This window comes from Deltaproteobacteria bacterium (assembly GCA_021159305.1).
Taxonomy (GTDB): domain Bacteria; phylum Campylobacterota_A; class Desulfurellia; order JAGGSF01; family JAGGSF01; genus JAGGSF01.
In genome coordinates this window covers 1-24,851 of the sequence record JAGGSB010000002.1, presented here as the reverse complement: position 1 = coordinate 24,851, position 24,851 = coordinate 1, and the positions used below count along the sequence as shown (strand labels likewise).

30 protein-coding genes and 1 pseudogene are annotated in these 24,851 nt (G+C 36.8%); 25 read left to right on the top strand and 6 right to left on the bottom strand.

What is annotated here, in order from left to right:
* A partial coding sequence (locus tag J7J10_00205) for a protein-L-isoaspartate(D-aspartate) O-methyltransferase (GenBank protein MCD6129367.1) occupies positions 1-575 on the top strand: 575 nt, incomplete at its 5' end.
* Between the two features lie 63 nt (positions 576-638).
* Here J7J10_00205 and J7J10_00200 read toward each other — a convergent pair.
* Positions 639-1,448 (bottom strand): tetratricopeptide repeat protein, encoded by an 810-nt coding sequence (locus J7J10_00200; GenBank protein ID MCD6129366.1) that lies wholly within the window; start codon positions 1,446-1,448, stop codon positions 639-641.
* 108 nt (positions 1,449-1,556) lie between these two features.
* On the opposite strand from J7J10_00200, the gene lptB reads away from it, so the two are divergent.
* Genes lptB through mrdA form a run of 9 tightly spaced genes read left to right on the top strand, consistent with a single transcriptional unit; the run spans position 1,557 to position 9,487 of the window.
* The gene (gene lptB, locus J7J10_00195) at positions 1,557-2,276 is read left to right on the top strand and encodes an LPS export ABC transporter ATP-binding protein (GenBank protein ID MCD6129365.1); all 720 of its coding nucleotides are present in this window, start codon (positions 1,557-1,559) and stop codon (positions 2,274-2,276) included.
* Positions 2,277-2,305: 29 nt separating this feature from the next.
* On the top strand, positions 2,306-2,542 hold the full coding sequence (locus J7J10_00190; protein MCD6129364.1) for a DUF370 domain-containing protein: 237 nt from the start codon (positions 2,306-2,308) through the stop codon (positions 2,540-2,542).
* Entirely contained in the window at positions 2,535-3,167 is a 633-nt protein-coding gene (gene gmk / locus J7J10_00185) for a guanylate kinase (protein MCD6129363.1), read from the top strand. The genes J7J10_00190 and gmk overlap by 8 nt, the downstream gene beginning before the upstream one ends.
* Complete coding sequence (rpoZ, locus tag J7J10_00180; GenBank protein ID MCD6129362.1) at positions 3,160-3,369, top strand: DNA-directed RNA polymerase subunit omega; 210 nt, start codon at positions 3,160-3,162, stop codon at positions 3,367-3,369. Before gmk ends, rpoZ begins: the two co-directional genes overlap by 8 nt.
* The gene (locus J7J10_00175) at positions 3,350-5,539 is read left to right on the top strand and encodes a bifunctional (p)ppGpp synthetase/guanosine-3',5'-bis(diphosphate) 3'-pyrophosphohydrolase (GenBank protein MCD6129361.1); all 2,190 of its coding nucleotides are present in this window, start codon (positions 3,350-3,352) and stop codon (positions 5,537-5,539) included. The genes rpoZ and J7J10_00175 overlap by 20 nt, the downstream gene beginning before the upstream one ends.
* Complete coding sequence (locus J7J10_00170) at positions 5,536-6,552, top strand: rod shape-determining protein (protein MCD6129360.1); 1,017 nt, start codon at positions 5,536-5,538, stop codon at positions 6,550-6,552. Before J7J10_00175 ends, J7J10_00170 begins: the two co-directional genes overlap by 4 nt.
* Before the next feature lie 43 nt (positions 6,553-6,595).
* Positions 6,596-7,294, top strand: coding sequence for a hypothetical protein (locus J7J10_00165; protein MCD6129359.1), 699 nt, complete (start codon positions 6,596-6,598; stop codon positions 7,292-7,294).
* The gene (locus tag J7J10_00160; GenBank protein MCD6129358.1) at positions 7,291-7,719 is read left to right on the top strand and encodes a hypothetical protein; all 429 of its coding nucleotides are present in this window, start codon (positions 7,291-7,293) and stop codon (positions 7,717-7,719) included. Before J7J10_00165 ends, J7J10_00160 begins: the two co-directional genes overlap by 4 nt.
* Positions 7,709-9,487 carry a penicillin-binding protein 2 gene (gene mrdA, locus J7J10_00155; GenBank protein MCD6129357.1) on the top strand — a complete coding sequence of 593 codons (1,779 nt, stop codon included), beginning with the start codon at positions 7,709-7,711 and terminating at the stop codon, positions 9,485-9,487. The genes J7J10_00160 and mrdA overlap by 11 nt, the downstream gene beginning before the upstream one ends.
* Here mrdA and J7J10_00150 read toward each other — a convergent pair.
* The gene (locus J7J10_00150) at positions 9,480-10,388 is read right to left on the bottom strand and encodes an NAD(+)/NADH kinase (protein ID MCD6129356.1); all 909 of its coding nucleotides are present in this window, start codon (positions 10,386-10,388) and stop codon (positions 9,480-9,482) included. The genes mrdA and J7J10_00150 overlap by 8 nt on opposite strands.
* Before the next feature lie 362 nt (positions 10,389-10,750).
* On the opposite strand from J7J10_00150, the gene aroF reads away from it, so the two are divergent.
* The 5 genes from aroF (at position 10,751) to J7J10_00125 (ending at position 16,470) form a co-directional block, all read left to right on the top strand.
* Positions 10,751-11,770, top strand: coding sequence for a 3-deoxy-7-phosphoheptulonate synthase (aroF, locus tag J7J10_00145; GenBank protein MCD6129355.1), 1,020 nt, complete (start codon positions 10,751-10,753; stop codon positions 11,768-11,770).
* 36 nt (positions 11,771-11,806) lie between these two features.
* Positions 11,807-12,580: a GTP cyclohydrolase I FolE2 gene (locus J7J10_00140; GenBank protein MCD6129354.1), complete on the top strand. Its 774-nt coding sequence runs from the start codon at positions 11,807-11,809 to the stop codon at positions 12,578-12,580.
* An 81-nt stretch (positions 12,581-12,661) separates the two neighbouring features.
* Positions 12,662-14,794 carry an ATP-dependent DNA helicase RecG gene (gene recG, locus J7J10_00135; protein MCD6129353.1) on the top strand — a complete coding sequence of 711 codons (2,133 nt, stop codon included), beginning with the start codon at positions 12,662-12,664 and terminating at the stop codon, positions 14,792-14,794.
* The gene (locus tag J7J10_00130) at positions 14,773-15,582 is read left to right on the top strand and encodes a hypothetical protein (protein ID MCD6129352.1); all 810 of its coding nucleotides are present in this window, start codon (positions 14,773-14,775) and stop codon (positions 15,580-15,582) included. Before recG ends, J7J10_00130 begins: the two co-directional genes overlap by 22 nt.
* A gap of 69 nt (positions 15,583-15,651) precedes the next feature.
* Positions 15,652-16,470: a cytochrome c biogenesis protein ResB gene (locus J7J10_00125; GenBank protein ID MCD6129351.1), complete on the top strand. Its 819-nt coding sequence runs from the start codon at positions 15,652-15,654 to the stop codon at positions 16,468-16,470.
* A gap of 2 nt (positions 16,471-16,472) precedes the next feature.
* Here the strand turns inward: J7J10_00125 and rpmE are convergent, their stop codons facing one another.
* The 4 genes from rpmE to J7J10_00105 form a co-directional block, all read right to left on the bottom strand.
* Positions 16,473-16,694, bottom strand: a complete 222-nt coding sequence (gene rpmE / locus J7J10_00120) for a 50S ribosomal protein L31 (GenBank protein MCD6129350.1) — start codon at positions 16,692-16,694, stop codon at positions 16,473-16,475.
* 192 nt (positions 16,695-16,886) lie between these two features.
* Positions 16,887-17,102: a type II toxin-antitoxin system HicA family toxin gene (locus J7J10_00115; GenBank protein ID MCD6129349.1), complete on the bottom strand. Its 216-nt coding sequence runs from the start codon at positions 17,100-17,102 to the stop codon at positions 16,887-16,889.
* Positions 17,102-17,347, bottom strand: coding sequence for a type II toxin-antitoxin system HicB family antitoxin (locus tag J7J10_00110; protein MCD6129348.1), 246 nt, complete (start codon positions 17,345-17,347; stop codon positions 17,102-17,104). Before J7J10_00110 ends, J7J10_00115 begins: the two co-directional genes overlap by 1 nt.
* Before the next feature lie 126 nt (positions 17,348-17,473).
* Entirely contained in the window at positions 17,474-17,998 is a 525-nt protein-coding gene (locus J7J10_00105) for a YbhB/YbcL family Raf kinase inhibitor-like protein (GenBank protein ID MCD6129347.1), read from the bottom strand.
* A gap of 109 nt (positions 17,999-18,107) precedes the next feature.
* On the opposite strand from J7J10_00105, the gene J7J10_00100 reads away from it, so the two are divergent.
* The 10 genes and pseudogenes from J7J10_00100 to J7J10_00055 all read left to right on the top strand — a co-directional run bounded on the left by J7J10_00100 (position 18,108) and on the right by J7J10_00055 (position 24,673).
* A complete protein-coding gene (locus J7J10_00100) occupies positions 18,108-18,563 on the top strand; it encodes a transcriptional repressor (protein MCD6129346.1) in 456 nt (151 codons plus the stop codon).
* Positions 18,529-19,209, top strand: a pseudogene (locus J7J10_00095) (DUF2249 domain-containing protein). Before J7J10_00100 ends, J7J10_00095 begins: the two are co-directional and overlap by 35 nt.
* Before the next feature lie 27 nt (positions 19,210-19,236).
* On the top strand, positions 19,237-19,398 hold the full coding sequence (locus J7J10_00090; GenBank protein MCD6129345.1) for a rubredoxin: 162 nt from the start codon (positions 19,237-19,239) through the stop codon (positions 19,396-19,398).
* A gap of 18 nt (positions 19,399-19,416) precedes the next feature.
* Positions 19,417-20,694 carry a cytochrome C gene (locus J7J10_00085; GenBank protein ID MCD6129344.1) on the top strand — a complete coding sequence of 426 codons (1,278 nt, stop codon included), beginning with the start codon at positions 19,417-19,419 and terminating at the stop codon, positions 20,692-20,694.
* Between the two features lie 14 nt (positions 20,695-20,708).
* Complete coding sequence (locus J7J10_00080) at positions 20,709-21,896, top strand: FprA family A-type flavoprotein (protein MCD6129343.1); 1,188 nt, start codon at positions 20,709-20,711, stop codon at positions 21,894-21,896.
* A 49-nt stretch (positions 21,897-21,945) separates the two neighbouring features.
* Positions 21,946-22,119 (top strand): hypothetical protein, encoded by a 174-nt coding sequence (locus tag J7J10_00075; GenBank protein ID MCD6129342.1) that lies wholly within the window; start codon positions 21,946-21,948, stop codon positions 22,117-22,119.
* Between the two features lie 10 nt (positions 22,120-22,129).
* Positions 22,130-22,621 carry a ferritin-like domain-containing protein gene (locus J7J10_00070; GenBank protein MCD6129341.1) on the top strand — a complete coding sequence of 164 codons (492 nt, stop codon included), beginning with the start codon at positions 22,130-22,132 and terminating at the stop codon, positions 22,619-22,621.
* A gap of 153 nt (positions 22,622-22,774) precedes the next feature.
* Positions 22,775-23,431 (top strand): peroxiredoxin, encoded by a 657-nt coding sequence (locus J7J10_00065; protein ID MCD6129340.1) that lies wholly within the window; start codon positions 22,775-22,777, stop codon positions 23,429-23,431.
* 11 nt (positions 23,432-23,442) lie between these two features.
* The gene (locus J7J10_00060; GenBank protein ID MCD6129339.1) at positions 23,443-23,826 is read left to right on the top strand and encodes a desulfoferrodoxin; all 384 of its coding nucleotides are present in this window, start codon (positions 23,443-23,445) and stop codon (positions 23,824-23,826) included.
* A gap of 109 nt (positions 23,827-23,935) precedes the next feature.
* Positions 23,936-24,673 carry a hypothetical protein gene (locus J7J10_00055; protein MCD6129338.1) on the top strand — a complete coding sequence of 246 codons (738 nt, stop codon included), beginning with the start codon at positions 23,936-23,938 and terminating at the stop codon, positions 24,671-24,673.
* The last annotated feature ends 178 nt before the right edge of the window (positions 24,674-24,851 follow it).

Here is a 24,851-nt window from a genome sequence, read left to right as displayed (position 1 = left end):
TAGATGCTTTCAAGAAAGTGGAACGACATTTATTTGTTCCTCATCGGTATAAAATAGATGCTTATGGTGATTATCCTTTACCTATAGGAGATGGTCAAACCATATCTCAACCCTACATGGTAGCTGTAATGACAGAATTATTGAGACTGAAAGGTGATGAAAAAGTTTTGGAAATAGGGACAGGCTCTGGTTATCAAGCAGCCATTTTATCTCTTTTGGCAAAAGAAGTTTATGCCATAGAGATAATTCCATCTCTGGCAAAAATAGTAGCAGAAAGGTTGAGTAGATTAGGATATGAAAATGTCAGTGTAAAATGCGGAGATGGATATTTTGGTTGGGCAGAAAAAGCCCCATTTAATGGAATTATAATAACCTGTGCAATTCCATATCTCTCTAATTTTCTAAAAGAACAATTGAAAGATGGGGGAAGAATAGTAGCACCCATGGGAGAGACAGATCAGATGCAAGTTCTCACTGTTTTTAAGAAAATAAAAGGGGAAATTACCGAAGAAGAGATAAGAGGCTGCTTCTTTGTTCCTATGACAGGAAAAATACAAAAAGCGACAAATCTATAATTTATTTGCAACTACCCCAGGCAGTTGCAAGATATAATCTATTAATATAATAAAAATTACACGCTATAAAGAGGTCTCTTTCTTTTTCTCGTGTATTTTGCCTAAGATGTTTACCGCTTCGTTTGTCAATCCGCTTCTCTCACACATATCCACACTTTGTTCCCAGCATTCCATTGCATTTTTATTATCACCTAATGAATAATACATATCTCCTAATTTTATCAAAACTTCAACGGCTTTTTCTTCATTTCCAGCTTCTTTGTATAGTTCAAATGATAACCTACAGCTGCTTATTGCGGGATTCATGTTTTTCAACTTCTCTAAGATAAGAGCATTGGTAAAGTAAGCTTCCGCTTTATCCATAGGGCTAGATGTTCTACTCTTTAAGAATAAAGACAATGCATCCTTAGAATACTCTAATGCTTCTCTGCATTTATCTATGCGGCAATAAATGTTAGCAATATTGTTTAAGGCAATTGCTTCCATTCCATTGTTTTCTATCTTTTTGGCTAATTTCACTGATTCATTAAAATAATCCAACGCTTTGCTATTGTCTCCCTTTTTAATATAAACATTTCCCAGCATAATAAGGACATACAATGTTTCTTCTTCTAAGCCTGCCGCTTCAGATATTTCTAATGACCGGGTGAGATAATCAACGGCTTCATCATGTTTATCTAACATAAAATATGCCTTTCCTATACAGCGTAGTGTCTCAGCTTTTCCTAATTTAAAGGCAGGTGAACCTAAGGAAAGCTTCATCAGTTCCTTTCCATTACTTATTGCTTGTTCATAGTTTCCTCTACTAATTTCACTTAACATTGTGGCCAGTTGTCTCCATAACTCTACCGCTTTAATTTCTTTTCTTTCCATATTATTCCTCCTTTACTTCTTATTAATTTAAATCTAATGCAAATTTGTGCTTATAGCAAGTTGAATGTTTTGATTGAAAAATAAAAGGTGTTGATATATTGTTAATCCATGCTTGAGGTGGAAGGTTTAACGAAGAGATATGGTTCCAGAACTGTCGTTAAAAGAGTGAATTTGAAGGTAAAAATGGGTGAAATTGTAGGACTTTTGGGGCCAAACGGAGCAGGCAAAACGACCACTTTTTATATGATTGCTGGCTTAATCCCTCCCGATGATGGAAAGATAAGCTTTAACGGGAAAGATGTTACCCATTTCCCCGTACATAAGAGAGCACATCTGGGCATTGTCTATTTGCCGCAAGAGAGTTCTGTTTTTCGTGGCCTTACAGTGGAAGAGAATATTTATGCAATATTAGAACTCGTGTATAAAGATAAAAAAGCGAGAAGTATTATGTTAGAAAAACTCTTGGAGGAATTCAGGATTAAGCACATCAGAAAAAATAAAGCATATGTTGTTTCAGGAGGAGAAAGAAGAAGGATAGAAGTAGCTAGAGCCTTAGCCTTAAATCCGAAAATTATTCTTTTGGATGAGCCATTTACAGGCATAGACCCCATCGTGATAGAGGAATTGAGAGGTATGATTCTGAAGTTAAAGGAAAAAAATATTGGGGTTGTGATTACAGACCATAATGTAAGAGAAACGCTGGACATTACCGATATGTCATATATACTTTATGAGGGCAGTATAATTCGAGAGGGAACTGCCCACGAATTAGCAGGCGATCAAGAGGTACAAGAGCTGTATCTGGGCAAGCGTTTTAAATTAGAATAGCTGTATGAAATATATTTAGGTATATAGACATGGTGATAAGTGTAGGTTTTGGGAATATAGTTTTTACAGAGCGGATTATTGCTGTTATTAGTCCTAATTCCGTACCAATAAGACGAATGAAAGAAGAATCAAGGAACAAGGGTATGCTTATTGACATTACGCAGGGGAGAAAGACACGTTCTGTAATTATTATGGATTCAGGTCATGTTATTCTTTCTGCCATCACCATAAATACCATTAGAGAAAGATTGGAAAAAAATGCGTGAAAGATTGATTTTTATCATTTCTGCACCTACGGGTGTAGGAAAAACTACATTGTGTAAAGCAATGGAAGGAAAAATAGATACAGTAAGACGAGTAATTACTCATACCACGAGGGAAAAAAGGAAAGAGGAGGTAGAAGGTGTGGATTATTATTTCACCTCGCCAGAAAAATTCCGTGAGGGAATAGGAAAAAAGATGTTTGTGGAATGGGCGGAAGTTCATGGAAATCTATACGGAACGAGTAAAAAAGCGCTTCAGGGGGTTTTAAAAGATGGATATGATGTAGTGCTTCCTATAGATGTGCAAGGTGCGAGAAGTATTAAAAAAGAGTTTCCTCATGCAATTTTAATCTTTCTTTTTCCTCCGTCCTTTAAAGAGTGGATGAGACGATTAAACGAAACATATAAAAAGGATAAGATGTTACGATTAAAAAATGCCCTAAATGAGTTAGAGAAACTATTTTTTTTTGATTATTTCATAATTAATGACTCTATAGAGCAGGCAACCAATGATTTCAAATGTATTGTGATTGCAGAGAGACAAAAAATAACTGTTTCAGCTGTTGATTTACGAGAAAAGGTAAATAAATTAATAATACAATTAAAAGGAGAGGTGGGAAATGGCTGAGAAAATTGAGGAAATTGTTCATCAAGCCCTGAAACATATAAAGAGTAGATACTTATTGGTGAAGGTTGCTTCCTTAAGGGAAAGATGTCTTGCACGAGGGGACAGGCCTTTGGTTCTTAAGGACAGTAATACACATAAAAATTCTATTGTTGCCCTAAAGGAGTGCGCTGAGGGTTTATGGGATGTTAGATACAGAGAATAAAAATGCAATTAAGTTATATAATGAATTAAAAGAAACTGTAATAAGTTATGACAGCGAAGCAGGCAAATTATTAGATGATGCATTTAACTGGGCAAAAGAGCGGCATCAAGGACAGTTAAGGGAATCAGGAGAAGATTATATTTTTCATCCGATAGAGGTGGCAAGAATTACTTCTCAAATGCACCTGGATAAAGCAACAATTGCCGCCGCTTTTCTTCACGATGTTGTAGAGGATACATCCGCTACCATTTCTGATTTGGAAAAGAGATTTGGAAAAGAGATTGCTTTTCTGGTTGATGGCATAACGAAGATTGGAAAACTTTCCTATAAAAGCAGCGAGGAGAAGCAAGCGAAGAATTTCCGCAAGATGATTGTTGCTATGGCTAAGGATATAAGAGTTATTTTAATAAAGCTTGCCGACCGCCTGCATAACATGAGAACATTATCATATTTACCGGAGGCAAAAAGAAACAGAATATCCAAAGAAACATTGGAGATATATGCACCCATTGCTCATCGTTTAGGTATAGGATGGATGAGATCAGAATTGGAAGATCTGAGTCTGCAATATATAGATCCCAGAGGTTATAGGGATGTTGCATATCAACTTAAAGAGACAAAGGACAAAAGAGTAAAATATATAAGATATGTAGAGCAAGAAATAAAAGAAAAACTATCTAAAACTGGAATAAATTGTGAAGTAAAAGGCAGAGCAAAAAATGTATATAGTATTTATAACAAGATAATACAGAAGCAGTTGAGTTTTGAAGATATATATGACTTGATGGCGATTAGGATTATTACGCAAAGTGAAAATGACTGTTATTCAGTTTTAGGTGTTATACATAAATTTTATAAACCTATTCCCGGACATTTTAAGGATTATATCGCTTTGCCTAAGCCTAATTTCTATCAATCTTTACATACGACCGTGTTTGGTCCTTTAAACCGGGTAATAGAAGTTCAAGTAAGAACGCACGAAATGGATAAAGTTGCCGAAGAAGGCATAGCTGCTCACTGGAGATACAAGGAAGGAGGAAAACTTAGTGAGGGAGATAAAGCTTTTGCCTGGTTGAGATATATTTTTGAATCACAAAAAAATCTAAAAAACTCTCGCGATTTCTTAGATAATTTAAAAATAGATTTATTTGAGAATGAAGTTTACATATTTACTCCAAAAGGGGATTTAAAAGTGCTCCCAGAAGATGCTACGCCAATAGATTTTGCCTATAGTGTGCATACAGAGATAGGCAACAGATGTATAGGGGCGAAAGTAAATGGAAAGATAGTACCTTTGAAATATAAACTTAAGAGTGGTGACATTGTGGAGGTGATGACATCGGCGCATAAATATCCCAGTAAGGACTGGCTTTCCTATGTGCAAAGTTCCAAAGCAAAAAGCCACATAAGACAATGGATAAGAAAAGAAGAAAAAGAAGAAGCGATGGAAATAGGCAAAGGCATCCTTTCTCAAGAATTAAGAAAAAATAGCAGTTCTATGCAAAATTTTCTCCATGCCAAAGATTTAGAGACAATATGTACTTATTTTAACTGTAAAGAGACAGAGGAATTGTTTGTAAAAATAGGCTTTGGTAAGTTGAATCCTCTCACTGTGGTGGGCAAATTTGTCCCTCTTCCGAAAAAAAGAAAAAAAATAGCTGTCAAAGAAAAGAAAAATTGTGCTATAAGGGTTAAAGGTGTGGACGAGATAATGGTAGGAATTGCTAAATGTTGTAATCCTCTCCCTGGTGATGAAATTATAGGGTTTATCACCAAAGGAAGAGGAATAACCGTGCATAGAGTAGATTGTTATAGTATAAGAAATTTAGGTTATGATAACGATAGATTGGTGGAAGTAGAATGGGTACCTGAAGAAAAGCAAGTTTACCCCGTAAGAATCAGTATGTTAGTAGTAAACAAGGTAGGTATACTTTCACGGGTAGCTGACATGATTTCTTCACATGGAATAAACATAAGAGACGTTCATATGAAAAATATGGATACGGAAACAAAAGCGATAGTTTCCTTTATTTTAGATATAAATAGTAAAGACAAGTTGGAAAAACTTACAGGAAACCTAAGAAAATTGAAAGATGTAATTTCTATTCAGAGGATTATTAAAGGTAATCCTGTAGGTGCAAGAAATACAGAAGGGAGTGTAAAATTATGAGGTTTTCTAATGACATTGCTGTAGATTTAGGAACAGCGAACACATTGGTTTGTGTAAAGGATAAAGGAATTGTTATTAATGAACCATCCGTCGTCGCCGTGAAAAATGACGGTAAGGGAGGAAAAAAGGTTTTGGCAGTGGGTAAGGAAGCGAAGAAGATGGTAGGCAGGACACCATCTATGATAGAAGCTGTAAAACCAATGAAGGATGGTGTAATTGCAGATTTTGAAATTACAGAGAAAATGCTTCGCTATTTTATAAAGAAAGCGAGAAACAAGGGTTTTCTTCTAAAGCCGCGGGTAGTCATTGCCGTTCCTCATGGCATTACTCAAGTGGAAGAAAGAGCGGTAAGAGATTCAGCAAGAAGTGCAGGAGCAAGGGAAGTTTATCTAATAGAAGAACCAATGGCTTCCGCCATTGGTGTGGGTCTTCCCATACAGGAGGCAATGGGTAATATGATTATAGATATAGGCGGAGGAACAACAGAAGTAGCTGTGATCTCACTAGGTGGCATTGTATGCAGTCAGTCCATAAGGTCGGGCGGAGTCAAAATGGATGCGGCGATTGTAAATTATATTAAAAGGAAATACAATATTTTTATAGGCGAAAACGCTGCTGAACAAGTAAAAATAAAATGGGGTTCGGCATATCCCACAGACATGGATGATGAGGAAATTGAAGTAAAAGGGATAGATCTCGTTTCCGGTATTCCAACATCTGTGAAAATAACTGTTGCTGAATTGAGAGAAGCACTTCATGAATGCCTTATGGAAATTGTGTCTGCCGTAAAAGATGTTTTGGAAAAAACACCTCCTGAGTTGGCATCCGACATTGTAGATAAAGGGATTGTAGTAATAGGCGGAGGTGCTCTCATTAAAGGTATAGATAAGTTGTTTCAGCAAGAAACATTATTGCCTATTGTTATAGGGGAAGATCCATTGGAAGCGGTGGTTAAAGGGGCAGGTAAAGTTTTAGAGAATATGGATTTATTAAAGGAAATTGCGTTGGCTTAAAAATTTAGTTATTATTGTATTTATCGTTGCATGCTTATCGGGAATGAAAAGGTACATAAATGCCTTTAGTTATATAGAAGATGCTGTGATCTTTACTACTTTTCCCGTTGAGATTGTTGCTGTAAGAGCGAAAAATAGTTTGAATGACTGGATTAAAAAATACATTTTATTGGTGAAACTTGAAAATAATGTAGAACAAATGGAAAAACAGATAGCACGATTAACGATAGAGAATTATGCTTATAGGACAGCCAATTCATACTTGAGGCAGGCGCTGCATATGAAGGCAAAGGGCAATGAGGCAGACCTGCATGTTTTTGTATGTAAAGTGTTAGGAAAGAGCCTTATGAACCCTTGCTATTTACTTATTAAACCGATAGAAAATGTAGATATTGACATTACAAAAAACTATCTGGTTGTCTCCAAAAACTTTGTGTTAGCCGGTAGGATACATTCATTTAAAAAGGGCGTATATTTGGTTTCTACATTGTGGAACGAAGATTTCGTGACAGATGCTTTTGTGGGAGAACACCGCGGTGTATTTTATGGAGGCAAGAGGTGCTGTGTTAAATATATCAGCGAAGATGCTTCATTGAAAAAGGGGATGGAGGTATCCAACTTGGCTGGTTTTGTATTGGGAAAGACAACAAGAATAGAAAACAAAGGATTTTATAAGATTGCTTATGTAAAACCCGATTTCAATCTGAGCGAGCGACTGGTGTTGGTTGTTAAAGGTGAATGATAGCTTTATGGTTGGCAGGAGGACTAATTGCCGTTATCTTTTCAGCTATTTTGGAAAATGTAGCATCTTACAGTTTACCCCTCTTTTTATTTATTTTTAGTATTTTTCTTACGAGAAAACAAAACATAAAGTTTTTCCCGCTTTTATTTTCTTTTGTTTGTGGTTTTTATATTGATATTTTAAACGAGAATGCTTTTTGCTATAACGCTATTATTTTCCCTGTGTTTTGTATATTATTTTTTCACTTAAAAAACATAATAGCTTCTTTTGTTGTTCGATCCGTTTTCTTTTCTATAGCTTTTTCTGCTTATCTCTTTATCTTTAAGGCATTTACTTTTTATTATCTTTTAATCTCATTTATACTATTTTTTATAAGCGAACATTTATACCATCTTCTCTCAAAGGGCAAAGAATATGTTGAATGATGAATTTAGCAACGAACCCACTCGACAGGTCTTTTACCTGCGATTGATAATCATAATTGCGATTTTCTTAGTTGTTGTTCGTCTTTTTTATCTCCAGGTAGTGAAGTACAAATACTATAAGGGTTTGGCAAGCGGAAATGTAATAAGGCTTGTAAAACTGGAACCGGTAAGAGGAAAAATAATTACTGCTGATGGAGTGATTGTAGCGGGGAATAAACCTACTTTCAATGTATATTTTAGATACAGCAAAAGAGTTGATAAAAGGGAAATAGAACTCTTATCTTCAATCTTAGGGAAAGATACAAGGAAACTTTTCACACTGATCAAACCTAAAAGAGCTAAGATTCTCATTGCACAAAATGTAGACCAGGAAACAATTTTAAGATTGTATACTCATCAGAAAGAGCTGTCTTCTGTTTCAGTTGACATCAAGCCTCGGAGATATTATCCTTATCCTTTCTCCTTTGCACATATAACAGGTTATTTAGCGCAAGTTCATACAAAAGAAGAAAACCGTGTTTATTCTACGGGGGAAATTGTAGGGAAGATGGCCGTGGAGAAGAAATATGACAAATATCTACGAGGGAAGAAAGGTTACAGAGAGATTCTGGTTGATGCATCGGGCAAAAAAATAAAAGTATTAAGTGAAGACAAGCCAATAAGCGGTAAGGATATAGTACTCACCATTAATTGGCAACTGCAAAACTATATTTACCAAGCAATGCAGGAATTCAAGGGAACGGTTGTAGTGCTTGACCCAAGAGATGGTAAAATATTGGCAATGGTTAGCAAACCTTCATATGATCCAAATTTATTCATTTCACCTGTGAATAAAAGTAAACTGAACGATATATTCAAAAGCAACAGAGGAGTTTTAGAAAATAAAGCTATAAGAGGATTATATCCTCCAGGTTCCGTGTTGAAGCCGTTTATTGCTGCAGCCGCTCTGGATTTAGGAATCATTAATGATAAAGAAGAGGTTAATTGTCCATATTCCATCAATGTAGGTATTCGTGAATATTGTGACTGGAAGCATGGTGGTTTTGGTGAGATAAGTGTATACAAGGCGATAGAAGGGTCATCTGATGTTTTCTTTTACCTCTTAGGACTGCAGATGGGCATAAATAACATCGATTATTACCTGTACAAGTTTGGTTTTGGGAGAAAATGCGGTTTATGTGACTGCGAACACAAGGGCATTATTCCTTCGCCAGAATGGAAGTTGAGAAAAACAGGTGAAAAATGGTATTTGGGAGATACTGTCTCTACAGTCATAGGGCAAGGATACACATTAGTAACACCGTTGCAGATGGCTGTTGCTTATGCAGCCTTAGCTAATGGAGGAATAATTTATAGACCTTACATCGTTTCTTTAATGGGTAATAAAAAGATACCCACTACTATAAGGTGGCATATTAGAAAAAATAAGAAAGTATTTGATATTGTCAGAAAAGCTATGTATTTGGTCGTGAATGGAGATAGTGGTACTGGTAAAAGAGCACGGATAAATGGTTGGGATATTTGCGGAAAAACAGGTACATCTCAGGTTATATCCAGACTTGTAGCAATAGATAAGTTTACGAATAAAAAATTTATGCCGCATTCATGGTTTGCTTCCTTTGCACCAATGAATAATCCGCAAGTAGTTGTAGTAACATTGATTGAACATGGTGGAGCGGGAGGCAAGGCTGCTACTCTGCTAACTAAGAAAGTTTATGAAAAATTGATAGAATTAGGTTACCTTAAAAAAGACAATCAATCTATTTAATTATCTTTCGAGTTTTTCTTTCTTCCCATCCTAATTTCGTTCGCAAAACATTGAAGTAGTTTTTTTGAGGATGGGTAATGAACCTTATTCGCTTTTCCGATTTCTTGAGTAGAATATAATCTTCTTCTTCTAAGTCAAATCCAAACTGTCCATCCAGTGTAAGTATTGTATCAGGATTGTATTCACTCAGTTCAAGGTATATAGAAAAGTAATCGGGCAAAACGAGAGACCTATTAGATAATGTATGAGGACAAATAGGTGTGATGATAAATGAATCTAATAAAGGATATATAATTGGTCCACCGGCGGCGAGTGAATAGGCAGTGGAACCGGTGGGAGTAGATACGATTAAACCATCAGCATGAAATGTGGTTAAAAATTTTTTAGAGCCATCCTTGTCTTTAGCGGAAGCCCTTACACTAATCAGTCGAGCAAGGGCGGTTTTGTTTATCACAACATCATTTAAGACGCTAAATTTCTTTATCTCTTTTCCGCTGCGATAAATATACGCATCGATCATCATACGTGATTCAATACCAAATTGATTGTTTTCAATGTTATTCAGTGTTTGAAAGAGCATGTTTAAGGGCACTTCTGTAAGGAAGCCTATTCTTCCTAAGTTTACACCGAGAATGGGTATATTTCTGCCGGATTCATTTATCGTTCTCACAGCAGAGAGCATTGTCCCATCACCACCTAAGACAATAAGCAGATCAATATAGTTTATAAATTCTTCTCTTTTTAGTCCTTTTTCTCCGATAAATTCCGCTACCTTTTCTTCTAAGAATACTGTCTTCCCTTTTTTGTAGAAGTATTGTTTTAATTTCTGTAACAATTTATTGATATCTTCTACTTCCGGTTTGGCTATTACACCTATTTTTGTAAACATAACTATATTCATATATTTTTTATTGCCAAATAAGCAGGTATTTAATTAAGCCGTCATCATTTGATGTTTGCAAGCAAGAGAGTAAAACTTGCTGTCATTACTAAATCAAGTGTCACACTTTTTTATTTAGTAAGATCGTGTGACATTTTTAAATAATAAACACACAGTTTGTAAAAATTGCTTGAATTTTTATATTTCTCATGTTATCTTGGGTTGCGGGGAATTAAGATGAAAGTTGTTTGTTCGTTTTCTCATACTTATTGGTATTATTTTTATTTTTGGGGCGGGAGTTTACCTGTGTAGGCATTTTTTAGCCGCCTGGTAGGCTCCTTTAGAGCTTGCCAGGCGGTTTTTTTTATTTATGGAGGTGTAAAATGATCATAATAATGAAGAGAGACTCAACGCAAGAAGATGTAGACAGAATAAGGGAGAAGATCGAACGAATGGGATTCAAAGCCCATATAAGCGTAGGCAAGGAAAAGGTAATTATCGGTATTATAGGTGAAACACTTGCCAAGAATGACCTGCTGGCTGCATTTTCTTCTGAAAAAGGGGTAGAAACTGTTCATCTTATATCAAAACCGTATAAGCTGGCAAGTAAAGAAGGAAAAGAAAACACAATAGTGGAAGTGGATGGTGCGAAATTTGGGGATGGAAGCTTTACCGTAATTGCCGGTCCCTGTGCAGTGGAAAATGAAGAGCAAATGATAGAAACGGCAAGGGGAGTAAGGAAATGTGGAGGAAAACTTTTAAGAGGAGGTGCATTTAAACCCCGCACTTCACCTTATTCGTTCCAAGGTTTAGGTAAAAAAGGATTGGAATTGTTGAAGATGGCAAAAGAAGAAACAGGCTTACCAATAGTAACAGAGGTGCTCAATCCGAAGGATCTGGATATTGTTTTAGAGTATGCTGATGTTTTACAAATTGGAGCGAGAAATGTGCAAAATTTCGTGCTTTTGAAGCTTGTGGGGCAGGTGGACAAACCTGTACTACTTAAACGGGGGATGGCATGCACAATTACAGATCTTCTCATGAGTGCAGAATATATTCTTGCCGGTGGGAATTCACAGGTAATTCTATGTGAAAGAGGAATGAGAACATTTGAGACTGCTACCAGATTCACATTGGACATCAGCGCAATACCTGTCTTAAAAAAGGAGACGCATCTGCCGGTGATCGTAGATCCTTCACATGCAGCAGGAAAGAAAGCCTATGTGCCGGCATTAGCAAAAGCGGCTGTAGCGGCAGGAGCGGACGGACTCATTATTGAAGTTCATTATAAGCCGGAGATAGCTTTATCTGATGTGGCACAGCAGCTACCAATTGAAGAATTTTGCGGCTTGATGGATGAACTTAGAGTTCTTGCTCACGCTGTAGGAAAGAAAATGGATTAGATTGATTATTTTCTAAAAGATGCTATTTTAACAATAATGCTTGCGGATGTTCAATCTCGAGAGGACAAGAGGAATATACGAATAGATAAAGTGGGAGTAAAGGATGTAAAGTATCCCATTACTGTATTGGATAGAAAAAGGAAATTTCAATCTACTATAGCAGACATCAATATGTATGTGCTTTTGTCAAGTCAATTCAAAGGAACACACATGAGCAGGTTTATGGAAATTCTGAATGAAAATAGATACGCAGTAGATATAAAAAAGGTGAGATTCATTCTTCACGAGATGAAAGAGAGGCTTGATGCTGAAGAATCGTATGTAGAGATAAGATTTCCTTATTTTTTAGAAAAAGAAGCGCCAGTTACGAAAGCAAAATCCCTTGCTTGTTATAAATGTGGCATAGAAGCATTCAGCGGAAAAAAAGATAACATAACTGTTTTTGTCCAGGTACCTATTTCCAGTGTGTGTCCTTGTTCTAAAGAGATTAGTTTAAGAGGTGCGCACAATCAGAGAGGTATGGTGACAATTAAGGTAAGATTCAATGAATTGGTGTGGCTGGAAGAACTTATTGAAATAGGAGAGAAAAGTGGTAGCTCGCCTGTTTATCCCCTTTTAAAGAGAGAGGACGAAAAATTTGTCACAGAGTATGCTTACGATCATCCCTATTTTGTAGAAGACATTGCAAGAAATGTCACTCAAGTGCTGGATAAGGACAACAGAATTTTCTGGTATAGCGTAGAAGTGGAGAACTTTGAGAGTATACACAACCACAATGCCTATGCTTATATAGAAAGGGGTTTAAAATAGTTCTTAACAAACGGTAAGTCATAAGAGAGAAAATTGAAATTGGTTGGTCGAAGTCGAGATTCCTCGCATAGCAATATCAATATGCTTCCATATATAGAAGGTTCAATATTTAAATACTCAAGAAGGAAAGATGTATCTGCTTTGATGAAGAGGGAAACAGAAATTTTACATACCTCAGACTATGTAAAATGGGTATTTACTCCTTTGACTGAAATAGAAGGGATAAGGAAAGCAACATTAGATAAATTGAGTAAGAATCGCATAGAGACGGTCTATGATGTTTTAAATGTCATTCCTACCAAATACAATTTTTATCTCCATCTCACCCCTATAGAACAATTGGATGAGGGAACTCATGCTGTAAGAGGCAAGGTTTTAGTGAGAGAAAATAGAAGGATATATTTTTTTCTCAAAATAGACGATGGCACCGGTCTTTTATCCTGCAAGTGGTTTAACATTACACCTTTTTTGAGAAAAATTCTGTATTCAATAAAGGTAGGTGATGAGGTGGTTGTTTCTGGGAAGGTTTCGCATTTTGGTATATTCTGGGAAATGCATCATCCTCTGATAGCAAAAGAGTTCAAAAAAAGAATAGATATTACATATCCTGTAATTGGAGGATTAGAATCAAAGAGAATATCTAAGGCTATTAAAGATACCTTTTCTAAAGCCCCACCATTCTTTGATTATCTGCCCTATTTTATTATAAGAAAGAGGAAATTCCCATTTTTGAGTGAGATGTTGAGGAATATTCATTTACCAAAAACACCCCCAGAAATTGGAAGTTATAAAAAAAGATTAAGGTACGAAGAGCTATTTTTATTAAACTTAGCCTATCAGAGGATGAAGCAGGAGAATAAAGAGAAAAAGGCAATAACAATAAATATTAATAATGAAGTGCTGCAAATATTGGAATCAAAACTTCCCTTTAGATTAACCCATGCCCAGCAAAGAGCATTAAAAGAAATAGTTTCTGACTTAAAAAAAGATTATCCTATGATGAGACTTTTGCAGGGCGATGTAGGCAGTGGAAAAACAGCTGTGGTGGCTATAGCTGCGGCCTGTGTGGCAAAGAAGGGTTATCAAGTCTCTTTTATGGTGCCCACAGAGGTGCTTGCCGCACAACATTATGAAAAACTTTTGCCGTTTTTTTCTTCCTGTAATGTAAATTGTGAGATATTGGTGGGCTCTACGCCGAAAAGAAAGAGAGAAGAGATATCATCTCTGCTTTCTCAAGGAAAGATAAATGTTCTCATCGGCACTCATACTTTATTTCAAGAAGGGGTAAGCTTCAAAGATATGGCTCTGACAATAATAGACGAGCAGCATAAATTTGGCGTTGAGCAGAGAAATAAATTGATGAAGAAGGGCATTGCTCCTCATACACTGATTCTTTCCGCCACTCCCATACCCCGAACACTGTGCTTAGCTCTATATGGGGATATGGATATCTCTATCATAGATGAACTTCCACCGGGAAGAAAGAGTGTAAAAAGTTATATGCTGACCAAAAAACGGAGAAAAGAGGCTTACGGATTTGTCCTGGAAGAGGTAAAAAAAGGCAGACAAGCCTATGTGGTTTATCCTTTGATTAGTGAATCGGAAAATGTTCCCAATGTGGATGCGGCAGAGGAAATGTACAAAAAACTAAAGGAGACATATTTTGAAAATATAAGATTGGGATTGCTTCACGGCAGTATGAACAGTGATGAAAAGATGAAGGTCAGCGGTCTATTTAGAAAGGGTGAAATTGATGTGCTTATCTCCACAACGGTGATTGAAGTAGGTGTAGATGTGGAGAATGCAACTACTATTATTGTAGAAAATGCAGAGAAATTTGGATTAGCACAGCTTCACCAATTGAGGGGTAGAGTAAGAAGAAGCAAGCATCAGTCTTATAGCTATTTTATTCCTGGTGATAATGCATCTTTATTGGCTCGCAGAAGAATAAGTTATCTGTGTTCGATTGATGACGGATTTAAATTGGCGGAGATAGATTTTCATTTAAGGGGAGCGGGTGATATATTGGGAGTAAGGCAGCATGGTATTCTCAATCTCGTTCATACGGATTTGATAAGAGATAGTATAATACTGAAACAGGCGAAGAAGGATGTAGAGATAATGACAAAATACAACTACCCTATCAGCGAAGAATTAATGTATATATTAAAGAAAAAATGGGAGAAAAGTCTATGTTATCTACAGGTAGGTTAAAGATCTGCGGTGTTCAGTTTAATATTTCCCTGGGTAATGCGGAAAAAAACATAATGGTTGTGGAAAAAATTTTAACGGGGATGGAAAATAAAGCAGATCTGGCTGTTTTGCCGGAGCTGTGGTATACAGGTTTTGACTATAAGAATTTACAGAACCATGCGAAGAGAAGTGACTACTTCATAGATTTGGTGAGAGGGTGGTGTCAAAAATTTGGTATGTCTTTTTTGTCTACTTTTCTTACCTGGGATGACAAAAAAAATGGAGTGTATAATACATTATATCTTATAGATGAAAATGGTAATATAAGTGGTGAATACAGTAAGATGTACTTATTTCAGCCGATGGGAGAAGATACGCATTTCTTAAGAGGAGATAAAAATCAGAAAAACATCTTTTCTTTTAAGGGATGGAATATTGCTACCGCTATATGCTATGAGCTGAGGTTTCCTGAGATTATGAGAAAAGCAACGTTAGATGGAGCAGAGTTGGGAATTATACCCACAGAGTGGCCAGATATAAGATTAGAACACTGGCTTTCATTAACCAGGGCCAGAGCAATAGAGAATGAGATGTATGTAATGGGCGTAAATGCTTGTGGAAAAACGGGCAAGTGGAATATGGCAGGGCATAGTGTTGTCTATGATCCCTGGGGGAATGTAATATCTTTATTGGATGATAAAGAAGGCATGATATTTGCGGAGATAGACAAGAAAAACATAAGACAGATGAGAAAAAATATACCCAGTGTAAATGATGCTTCAAAATTCAAGTTTTTTCTCAATCAATAGAGATAAAAGATATCTCCGATGATGCATTGGTTTTTGAAAATTTTCAAGTCTTTCACCCTCCTTTTTATTTTGCTTCCTCCTATAATTGTCTTGTCTGCCCTGGGAACATGGGAAAAATTCTCATTCATCTATCATCATCCCGTTTTCATTGCTCTTCTTGCATTGCTTTCTTTGAATGTTTTGGCTTGCTCGCTTTCCAGATGGAAAAAACTGCGAATGAAGAACGCAGGGGATTATATGATTCATATATCGATAATGGTAATCATCATAGGGGCTTTCATTACCGGTTTTCTGGGATTCAGGGGCATGATGATCCTGGGAAGAGGGGATAACTCAAACATCATTACTTCATATAATGGTAAGATTATCCACCTCCCTTTTAGTATTCATTGTAATAAATTTTATGTGGAGTTTTATCCCCAGGGAATGCCCAAAAGCTATATTACAGAAGGAACAATTGACGAAAAAAAATTCTCACTGTCGGTAAATCATCCGTTGAAATATAAGGGTTTATGGATATATCAGGAGGCATACGATGTGGATAAAAGGTTTAGTTACGCTGTATTTGAGATAAGTGGAGAGAAAATTAAATTACCTTTAAATAGACTGATAAATACAGGGAATTTAATGCTGTATATAGACAAGATAGAAAGGATGGGAAATAAGTATATTGTTCATCTATATTTGATAAGAAAAACGGGAGAACATATATCGGGTTGGATGAGAACAGGAGAAAACGTAGGAGATATAACCTTTAAAAGCGTTTACATTGAGTACAAAACCGTTCTCAATGTTAGCTACGACCCTGGACTATATATAATTATAATAGGTTTCATCTTGTTTACGATAGCCACATTTCTCTTCATATGGGAAAAAGGTAAAAAATAGTATTACTTTGCAGCTTGTGCTTCCAGTGCCTTCTTGTATTTTCTTTTAAACTTTTCTACTCTTCCTGTGGCATCAAGAATTTTTTCCTTACCAGTGAATAAGGGATGACAATGAGAGCAGATTTCCACTCGCAAATTTGGCACAGTGGATTTTATCTTTACTTCATTTCCGCAACTGCATCTGATAGTGGTTAATTCATATTTTGGATGTATACCTTTCTTCATTTCTCCTCCGACATTTTTCCTTCAGAACCTTCGTATAATATATCACTTGATAGTAAAAAGCAATATGTTATGTTGTAATTTACATAAGGCAACAAGGAAAGAAGTAATAAAAACTGTATGTTTGCATTTTCTATTTGTCTAATATGTTTCTGAACTTATTCAAAAAAATTTCACTAACTTTTCTTTATATTTCTAAGCTTTATCCCATTTCTCATTACTTATGCCTGCTTGCCTGAGTATTTCTTTAACTAAGCTCACCTGAATATCTCCTTTTCCGTGAGGGTTTGGGATGCGAATCTTCTTTTTTCCTTTTATCATAAATTGATGTTTTCTGCCAGAAAAAGGTCCAGAGTATCCCAGGGATTTGAATTTTCTAACCAATTCTCGCCTTGAAATAATATAAGGCATTAGGCAACTGCTATTTCTTCCATCTTTAAGTTTACACCTTCAACCTCTGGAATTGGGTCATTGTCTCTTAGTTTTAAAATTAACCATTCTTCCAAAACTTCCAGAAGTTCTTTTCTGCATTTTTCTATTGTGCTGCCATTAGCCCAAACTCCTTCAAAACCTGGAATTTCAGCAAACCAGGTTCCATCATCTAATTTTTTATATTCTGCCTTTTGCAAAGCTTTTTGGGTATATTCAAATAACATATTTACCTCCATTCTTTGGTTGCATTTTCTTTATATCACTATTCAGTAAAAGAAAGTATGTGAGTTCATAGTATATTATAGTTTTTCATCAGGTGTTGTAAAGAAAGAATAATAAAAATTGTATATTTACCTCCCATATTTTCCTATAAGTTTTCCTTCTGCTAGGATGTGTTCTTCCATAGCCTTTAGCAATTCTTTCTTTGTAGCTCCAGGTTTAAGAGGAATTTTTTTATCCAATGCATAGATTTTGAAGAAGTATCTGTGTATTCCACCCGGAGGACAGGGACCCCCATAACCAATTCTGCCAAAATCAGTCTTCCCCTGTATTGCACCATTTTTGAGTATCTTCTCAGGAGGAATATTCTCTGGAAGTCCTCTTTCCGTAGGCGGAATATTGAATATTACCCAATGAACCCATATACCCATCGGGGCATCCGGGTCATCGCAGACAATAGCCAAAGTATTTGCTTCTTCTGGAATATCTTCCCAGGAAAGAGGAGGAGAGATATCTTTACCATCGCAGGTATATTTCTTTGGTATCATTTCCCCTTTTTTAAAAGCCGAACTATTGAGTTTAATTTCCCCAGCCATAACTTTAACTCCACAAAATAGAATCAAAACAATTAAACCTAAAAACAGTAATCGTTTCATTTTTTCATTATATAAAATATTTTGCGTGTTTCAAATCTTGAAATTTAGAATGAGTAAAAATTTGTTTTTATTCTTGACTTAGAATAATTCTAATGTTATATTTATTTTCATGAATTTGAAAGAAAAGGTAGATTTGCTTAAAAAGAAAGGTGTTGTATTGACTATACAGCGTTATGCAGTTTTAGAATATCTTTATGAAAATGCCACTCATCCAACAGTAGAAGAAATCTATCAAGGTTTGAAGAAAAGATTCTCTACAATTTCAGAAGCTACAGTTTACAACACTTTGCAACTTTTTAAAAATCACAATATTATCAGAGAGATAACTATAGAAAAGGGAAAATCTCACTTTGACTATGAAACCAAACCTCATCATCATTTTCTTTGTCGTAGGTGCGGTTGTATTTATGATATTGATGTTGAAGGATGTCCTCTTGTGGGAAAGAAAATGATAGATGGGCATAGAATTGAAGAAGTTAAGCCTTATATTATTGGTATCTGTTCTGAGTGCTTGAAGGAGAAAAAAGCTAATGAAAAAATGGGAAAGCAAAAAGGAATCGTTTGAAGTAATAGATGTGAGAAAACTAAGGGGTAATTTTTTGCCCATGATTCTCAATAAGGCAAAAAAAATGGTCGTTGGAGATGGTATGTGTGTAATTCAGAGTTTCGAACCTATACCCTTGTATTCTGCTCTAACAGATTTGGGATTTGAATACTCAACGCAGAAAAAGACAGATAATGAGTATAGGGTATATTTTTACAGAAAAGAGAAAAAAGAGTCAGCTACTCCTGCAGGAATGGATGTTCCTCTAAAGCCTACGGCTATTCTAAATTTCAAGAATATAGATGATGAACTTGCCAATATAGTGGTAAATTTCTGGAAGTTCATCTGGGAAAGAGAAAATCCTGCCATAGACCAGAAGACCAGATATTTGCTGTCTCTTGCTAATGCAGTTGGCGCGGGACGTTATCGCCAGGCAGTTCGTGAGATGATAAAGGCTTATGCAATAGATTTGACAGTTGCGGAACTGGATGAGCTTTTCTCTCTATTCGCATGGAATCAGGGAATAGGTACATTTGCATCAGAGATAGGTCCTTCACCATTATTTGCCGCTTACCAGTTGATTAAAAAATTGGAGGAAAAAGGTTTATCCAGAGAGGAGGTGATGAAGGAGTTGATGGAAAAATTTGGAGAGAAAAATCCCAAAGTAGGAACAATTTATAAAAAGGAGGAAAAGATGGATAAGTATAGATGCACAGTCTGTGGCTACATTTATGACCCGGAAAAAGGAGACATAGATGGTGGAATTAAACCAGGAACACCATTTGAGGATATTCCAGAGGATTGGGTATGCCCTGTATGCGGTGTTAGTAAGGATGATTTTGAAAAGGTGGATTGATAAGAAAAGAGAATAGTCATGGAGAAATTTTTTATACTTTTTTTCGCTTCCATTATGATGCTATTATTCGTGGCAGATATTGCTTTAGCAGAAGATGCCTGTATCAAGTGTCACCGTGCATTAACACCTTTGCTGGTTAAAGATTGGCAGGTGAGTAAACATGGCGAGATGGGTATTGCTTGCTCTGTCTGTCATGGCACAAAACACAATAGTTCTAAAGATGCAAATTTAGCACAATTACCAGATGAGTATATCTGTGCTAAATGCCACCAAAAACAATTTAATGAGTTTGTAAAAGGTAAGCATAATTTAGGTTGGACTGCTCTTAATGCCCTGCCTGTAACCACTATAGAACCTGATGAATTGATGGAAGGGGGCAAAGGATGCGGTGGATGCCACAATATGGGAGTAAAGTTGGAGGTTCAGAAAAAGGAATTAAGTGAAAAAGGCTATACATATCGGGTCAATTCTTGTGATGAATGTCATACACGGCATACATTTTCCAAAAAAGAGGCGCAGGACCCACATGCCTGCCAGACATGCCATATGGGCTACGACCATCCACAGTGGGAAATGTGGAGTAGTTCCAAACATGGTGCGCGTTGGTTTGCAAGGGAAGCAGGGAGGCTTCCCAAAGATGCCCCTGCTCCTACCTGCCAGGATTGTCATTTACCTAACGGAATCCATACCAACAAAACTGCATGGGGTTTTTTTGGGGTAAGACTTCCCCTCCCTAAGGATAAACAATGGGCGGAAGACCAGACAACAATCCTCAAGGCCCTTGGTGTCTTAAATCCTAAAACTGGAAAACCTATTGCGAGACTGAAAATACTAAAAGCAGCTGATATGGCCCGTATCACTGAAGAGGACTGGAAAGCTGAACGAAAAAAAATGATAAAAACCTGCAGTAAATGCCATTCTGAAAACTATGCCAGAATAGAACTTGAAAAAGGTGATCAGATGATTAAAAAAGCAGACCACTTAATGGCAGAAGCCATAAATGTTGTAGCTTCTCTTTATAAAGATGGGATCTTGAAAAAACCTGATAATTATGCCTTTGCCTATCCAGATTTTTGGTATTACATGCGCACAGGTGGGGGCAATCTCAAGCAGGCTTCTCATATTGATCAGGTACTTTTTCAGATGTATATGAAACACAGAATGAGGACATATCAGGGAGTTTTTCATGCAAATCCAGATTATGCCTATTGGTATGGCTGGGCAATGATGACCAAAGATCTGGCTGAAATCAAAAAGATAGCAGGGGATCTGAGATTAAAGGCTAAGATACATTAGAAAAGGAGGCTAAAATGAGTATTGCAAGGCAATTGAAACCAAATGTTTACTCTGTTGGGGCAGTTGATTGGGATAGAAGATTATTTGATGAACTTGTGCCACTTCCCGATGGAACAAGCTATAATGCCTATTTGGTAAGAGGCAGTGAAAAAATAGCATTAATAGATACGGTAGACCCAACTATGACGGAGGAGCTGAAGACAAATCTCAATCAGCTTGAAGTCAAAGATGTAGATTATGTTATTGCCAATCACGCCGAGCAGGACCATTCTGGATCATTGCCGCAGATACTTGATATATATCCCAATGCCAGTGTTGTTTGCACGCCAAAATGTAAGGTTATGCTTATGGATCTGCTTCAAATACCCGAGGACAAGTTTATAACAGTGAAGGATGGTGATACCTTATCATTGGGATACAAGACACTGCAGTTTGTTCATGCACCCTGGGTGCACTGGCCGGAAACGATGTTCACATACCTAAAGGAAGAAAAAGTGCTCTTTACCTGTGATTTTCTTGGTTCCCATCTTGCTACAAGCGACTTGTTTGTAATGAATGAGGCAATGGTTTATGAGGCGGCCAAGAGATATTATGCAGAAATAATGATGCCCTTCAGGACAATCATTAAGAAGAATTTGGATAAGATAAAAAATCTGGAGATAGAAACAATCGCACCAAGCCATGGTCCAATTTACAACAACCCAAAATTTATTTTGGATGCATATAAGGATTGGATTTCTGATGAGCCAAAGAATGAAGTGGTTATTCCTTATGTATCAATGCATGGAAGCACGAGAAAAATGGTGCATTACTTAGTAAATGCATTAATTCGTAGGGGTATAGCGGTAAAACAGTTCGATCTAATCAAGTCTGATATTGGAAAATTGGCGATGGCTCTTGTCGATGCCGCTACTATTGTTCTTGGCTCGCCTACAGTTTTAGTTGGCCCGCATCCAAATGTTGCTTATGCGGCTTATCTTGCCAACATCCTAAGGCCCAAGTTGAAATTTGCATCAGTTATTGGTTCCTATGGCTGGGGTGGCAAAATGGTAGAACAAATTGCAGGAATGATCCCGAATTTAAAGGTAGAGATGATTGATCCTGTTGTTGTAAAGGGGATTCCGAAAGAAGAGGATTTCAAGGCATTGGACAGACTGGCGGATAAAATCTTAAACAAACATAAAGAGTACAACATCATTTAAAGCGATGGATAAGAGCAAAGCAATGTTAAGGAGAAAAGAAGGAGGTAAGATGAGTGAAGAGGAAATTCTGAAGAAAATTAGGAAATTGGAAGAAAAACTAAGAGAGGTGAAAGGCACGCCGTGCGAGATATTTTCCAGAAGCGTAGGATACTTGCGTCCTGTAAGTCAGTGGAATGAGGGAAAGCAGGAAGAGTTTAAAGAAAGAGAAGTATTTAAAATATAGGAGGTAAAAAATGGGAACAAAAGGAAGAGAAATTGTGGGTTTGGATGCGGATAAACTCATAGAGTTACTCAACAAAGCATTTGCGGATGAATGGTTGGCTCATTATCAGTATTGGGTAGGAGCAAAAGTGGCAAGAGGTAATATGAGGGGACAGGTAGTTGCAGAACTTGAGGAACACGCAGGGGATGAGCTGAGGCATGCCGGTATGCTTGCCGATAGGATAATCCAGCTTGGCGGTGTACCCATTCTGAAACCAGAGGATTGGTATAAAATGACCAATTGCGGTTATGATGCACCAGAAGATCCTCATGTAGAAAATCTACTCAAGCAAAACATAAAGGGTGAACAGTGTGCAATTGAAGCATACAATGAACTACTGGCTTTTACCAAAGATAAAGATACTGTTACCTATCGCATGGCAGAAGAGATTCTTGAGGATGAGGTAGAGCACGAGGAGGACCTTGAGGCTATATTAGAAGATTTAGAAGAAAGGAGGAGATAAAGGGAAAAGAAAAAATAGAGCACCATATTGTATTGTGTGAATAGAGTTATAGGTGTAAAGAAATCGAAGGCTTTCTGTGCACTTGCTTATTGTAACATTCATGGGTGTAGGGAAGCTGTATAGAAATTTAGTAAAAGTATGGGAGATATAGAAATGGAAGAAAGAATGCCGTTACTGGGAGATAAATTTCCAGAGATAGAGGTGCAAACCACGCATGGCAAGATTAAGTTGCCGGACGATTTTAAGGGTAAATGGTTTATCCTGTTTTCTCATCCTGCAGATTTTACACCGGTGTGCACTACGGAGTTTGTTGCTTTTCAACAACGATATGACAAATTTAAGGCGTTAGATTGTGAATTAATTGGACTAAGTGTGGATCAGGTATTTTCTCATATCAAGTGGGAAGAATGGATAAAAGATAATATGAATGTAGAAATCCAATTTCCAATAATTGCAGATACAGGGAGGGTTGCCGAAATTCTTGGTATCATACATCCTAAAAAGGGCACAAATACTGTAAGAGCCGTATTCATCGTTGACCCCAGAGGTTCAATAAGGGCAATTCTATACTATCCGCAGGAATTAGGGAGAAATATGGACGAGTTTCTGAGGATGGTAGAAGCATTACAGATAGCAGACAAAGAAGGTGTGGCAATGCCTGCAAACTGGCCAAATAATGAAATATTAAAAGACCATGTAATAATACCACCTGCCACTGATGTGAAAACTGCACAAGAAAGATTTGAAAGGGCGAAAAAAGGAGAATTTGAATGCTATGACTGGTGGTTGTGCCACAAAAAAATAAAGTAAGAAGGTGTAAAATGACAGAGAGAATGCAGGTATATAAATGTGAAATATGCGGCAATATTGTTGAGATGCTGCATGAGGGAGTGGGAGAACTTGCTTGTTGTGGTCGGCCTATGAAACTTCTCGAGGAAAATACTGCAGATACATCTACGGAGAAACATGTTCCATTTATAAAAAGAGAGGACGATAAATACATAGTTAGAATTGGAGAAAATGCCTTACACCCTATGGAGGAGAAACATTATATTGAGTGGATAGAAATTGTTGTGGATGGAGTGGTTCACAGAAAGTATCTAAGTCCAGGCGATGCCCCTGAAGCTGTGTTTGAAGTGCCGGAAGGCAGAGAAGTGCTGGCAAGAGAAATGTGCAACATCCATGGGCTATGGGTGAAAAAATAAATCGTCATAAGAGTCTTTAAATTTTTATGGGAGGGAGTATGGATTGTTATTGGCGTATAATTGGAACTACGAAAAAAAATTTAAAATCTGCGACAGGTGAAAATAGAATATGAAGCGGAAATGGAGAATTTACTTAGGCTTATTTTTAATTGTAGTATCGGTGATTTTGTATATCATTCATTATGCAATTTTTAGAGAACCTCGTTTTATTTCAAGGCTTTTAGTAGCACAGCTTGCTTTTCTTCCAATTTCTGTGTTGCTGATTACAATTGTTATAAATCAACTGCTTAGTACTATTAAAAAGAAAGATCTGCTGGAAAAGTTGAATATGCTCACTGGAGCCTTTTGTGATGAGGTGGGCACAGAGCTTTTAAGTCATTTTTTTAGGTTTGATCTCTCTTTTGATAAGATCAGAAAAAAACTTATTGTAACCAACGATTGGTCGGATAAAGATTTTGCCGATGCCGTGAAGCTGCTCAAAAAATGTGATTTTAAAATTGACAGCCGCAGAAGTGATTTGGAGCCGTTACGCGCTTTTCTTGTGAAAAAAAGAGGATTTTTATTAAGACTCTTGGAAAATCCCAACCTGCTGGAGCATGAATCTTTTACAGATCTCCTCTGGGCAGTGTTTCACCTAACCGATGAGTTGGAGAAAAGAGAGAACTTAAAACAGTTACCTGATACCGATTATGGGCATATATCCGATGATATGAAAAGAGCATATAGTTTGTTAATCTGTGAATGGCTGAGCTATATGAAACACTTGAAGAATCGTTATCCTTATCTTTATTCTCTGGCGGTAAGAATAAATCCTTTTAATCCCGATGCATCACCGATAGTAAAATAAATTTATTACATATAGTAGGATTAATCCACCCGCGGCTTGCCGCGTTGTGTCATAAGAACTTCCAGTTTTTACGACCAAATCTGCGATTTGTGTCATAAAATTCTAATGGAGGTAAAATTTCTGAACTCCATAAGTTTTCCTTTAAGGATTTTACGACCAAATCTGCGATTTGTGTCAT

Excerpts from the sequence above, each read along its gene's own strand:
- J7J10_00200 (MCD6129366.1), bottom strand. The coding sequence starts at position 1,448 with ATGGAAAGAAAAGAAATTAAAGCGGTAGAGTTATGGAGACAACTGGCC.
- lptB (MCD6129365.1), top strand. The coding sequence starts at position 1,557 with ATGCTTGAGGTGGAAGGTTTAACGAAGAGATATGGTTCCAGAACTGTC.
- J7J10_00190 (MCD6129364.1), top strand. The coding sequence starts at position 2,306 with ATGGTGATAAGTGTAGGTTTTGGGAATATAGTTTTTACAGAGCGGATT.
- gmk (MCD6129363.1), top strand. The coding sequence starts at position 2,535 with ATGCGTGAAAGATTGATTTTTATCATTTCTGCACCTACGGGTGTAGGA.
- rpoZ (MCD6129362.1), top strand. The coding sequence starts at position 3,160 with ATGGCTGAGAAAATTGAGGAAATTGTTCATCAAGCCCTGAAACATATA.
- J7J10_00175 (MCD6129361.1), top strand. The coding sequence starts at position 3,350 with ATGTTAGATACAGAGAATAAAAATGCAATTAAGTTATATAATGAATTA.
- J7J10_00170 (MCD6129360.1), top strand. The coding sequence starts at position 5,536 with ATGAGGTTTTCTAATGACATTGCTGTAGATTTAGGAACAGCGAACACA.
- J7J10_00165 (MCD6129359.1), top strand. The coding sequence starts at position 6,596 with ATGAAAAGGTACATAAATGCCTTTAGTTATATAGAAGATGCTGTGATC.
- J7J10_00160 (MCD6129358.1), top strand. The coding sequence starts at position 7,291 with ATGATAGCTTTATGGTTGGCAGGAGGACTAATTGCCGTTATCTTTTCA.
- mrdA (MCD6129357.1), top strand. The coding sequence starts at position 7,709 with ATGTTGAATGATGAATTTAGCAACGAACCCACTCGACAGGTCTTTTAC.
- J7J10_00150 (MCD6129356.1), bottom strand. The coding sequence starts at position 10,388 with ATGAATATAGTTATGTTTACAAAAATAGGTGTAATAGCCAAACCGGAA.
- aroF (MCD6129355.1), top strand. The coding sequence starts at position 10,751 with ATGATCATAATAATGAAGAGAGACTCAACGCAAGAAGATGTAGACAGA.
- J7J10_00140 (MCD6129354.1), top strand. The coding sequence starts at position 11,807 with ATGCTTGCGGATGTTCAATCTCGAGAGGACAAGAGGAATATACGAATA.
- recG (MCD6129353.1), top strand. The coding sequence starts at position 12,662 with ATGCTTCCATATATAGAAGGTTCAATATTTAAATACTCAAGAAGGAAA.
- J7J10_00130 (MCD6129352.1), top strand. The coding sequence starts at position 14,773 with ATGTTATCTACAGGTAGGTTAAAGATCTGCGGTGTTCAGTTTAATATT.
- rpmE (MCD6129350.1), bottom strand. The coding sequence starts at position 16,694 with ATGAAGAAAGGTATACATCCAAAATATGAATTAACCACTATCAGATGC.
- J7J10_00115 (MCD6129349.1), bottom strand. The coding sequence starts at position 17,102 with ATGCCTTATATTATTTCAAGGCGAGAATTGGTTAGAAAATTCAAATCC.
- J7J10_00110 (MCD6129348.1), bottom strand. The coding sequence starts at position 17,347 with ATGTTATTTGAATATACCCAAAAAGCTTTGCAAAAGGCAGAATATAAA.
- J7J10_00105 (MCD6129347.1), bottom strand. The coding sequence starts at position 17,998 with ATGAAACGATTACTGTTTTTAGGTTTAATTGTTTTGATTCTATTTTGT.
- J7J10_00100 (MCD6129346.1), top strand. The coding sequence starts at position 18,108 with ATGAATTTGAAAGAAAAGGTAGATTTGCTTAAAAAGAAAGGTGTTGTA.
- J7J10_00090 (MCD6129345.1), top strand. The coding sequence starts at position 19,237 with ATGGATAAGTATAGATGCACAGTCTGTGGCTACATTTATGACCCGGAA.
- J7J10_00085 (MCD6129344.1), top strand. The coding sequence starts at position 19,417 with ATGGAGAAATTTTTTATACTTTTTTTCGCTTCCATTATGATGCTATTA.
- J7J10_00080 (MCD6129343.1), top strand. The coding sequence starts at position 20,709 with ATGAGTATTGCAAGGCAATTGAAACCAAATGTTTACTCTGTTGGGGCA.
- J7J10_00075 (MCD6129342.1), top strand. The coding sequence starts at position 21,946 with ATGAGTGAAGAGGAAATTCTGAAGAAAATTAGGAAATTGGAAGAAAAA.
- J7J10_00070 (MCD6129341.1), top strand. The coding sequence starts at position 22,130 with ATGGGAACAAAAGGAAGAGAAATTGTGGGTTTGGATGCGGATAAACTC.
- J7J10_00065 (MCD6129340.1), top strand. The coding sequence starts at position 22,775 with ATGGAAGAAAGAATGCCGTTACTGGGAGATAAATTTCCAGAGATAGAG.
- J7J10_00060 (MCD6129339.1), top strand. The coding sequence starts at position 23,443 with ATGACAGAGAGAATGCAGGTATATAAATGTGAAATATGCGGCAATATT.
- J7J10_00055 (MCD6129338.1), top strand. The coding sequence starts at position 23,936 with ATGAAGCGGAAATGGAGAATTTACTTAGGCTTATTTTTAATTGTAGTA.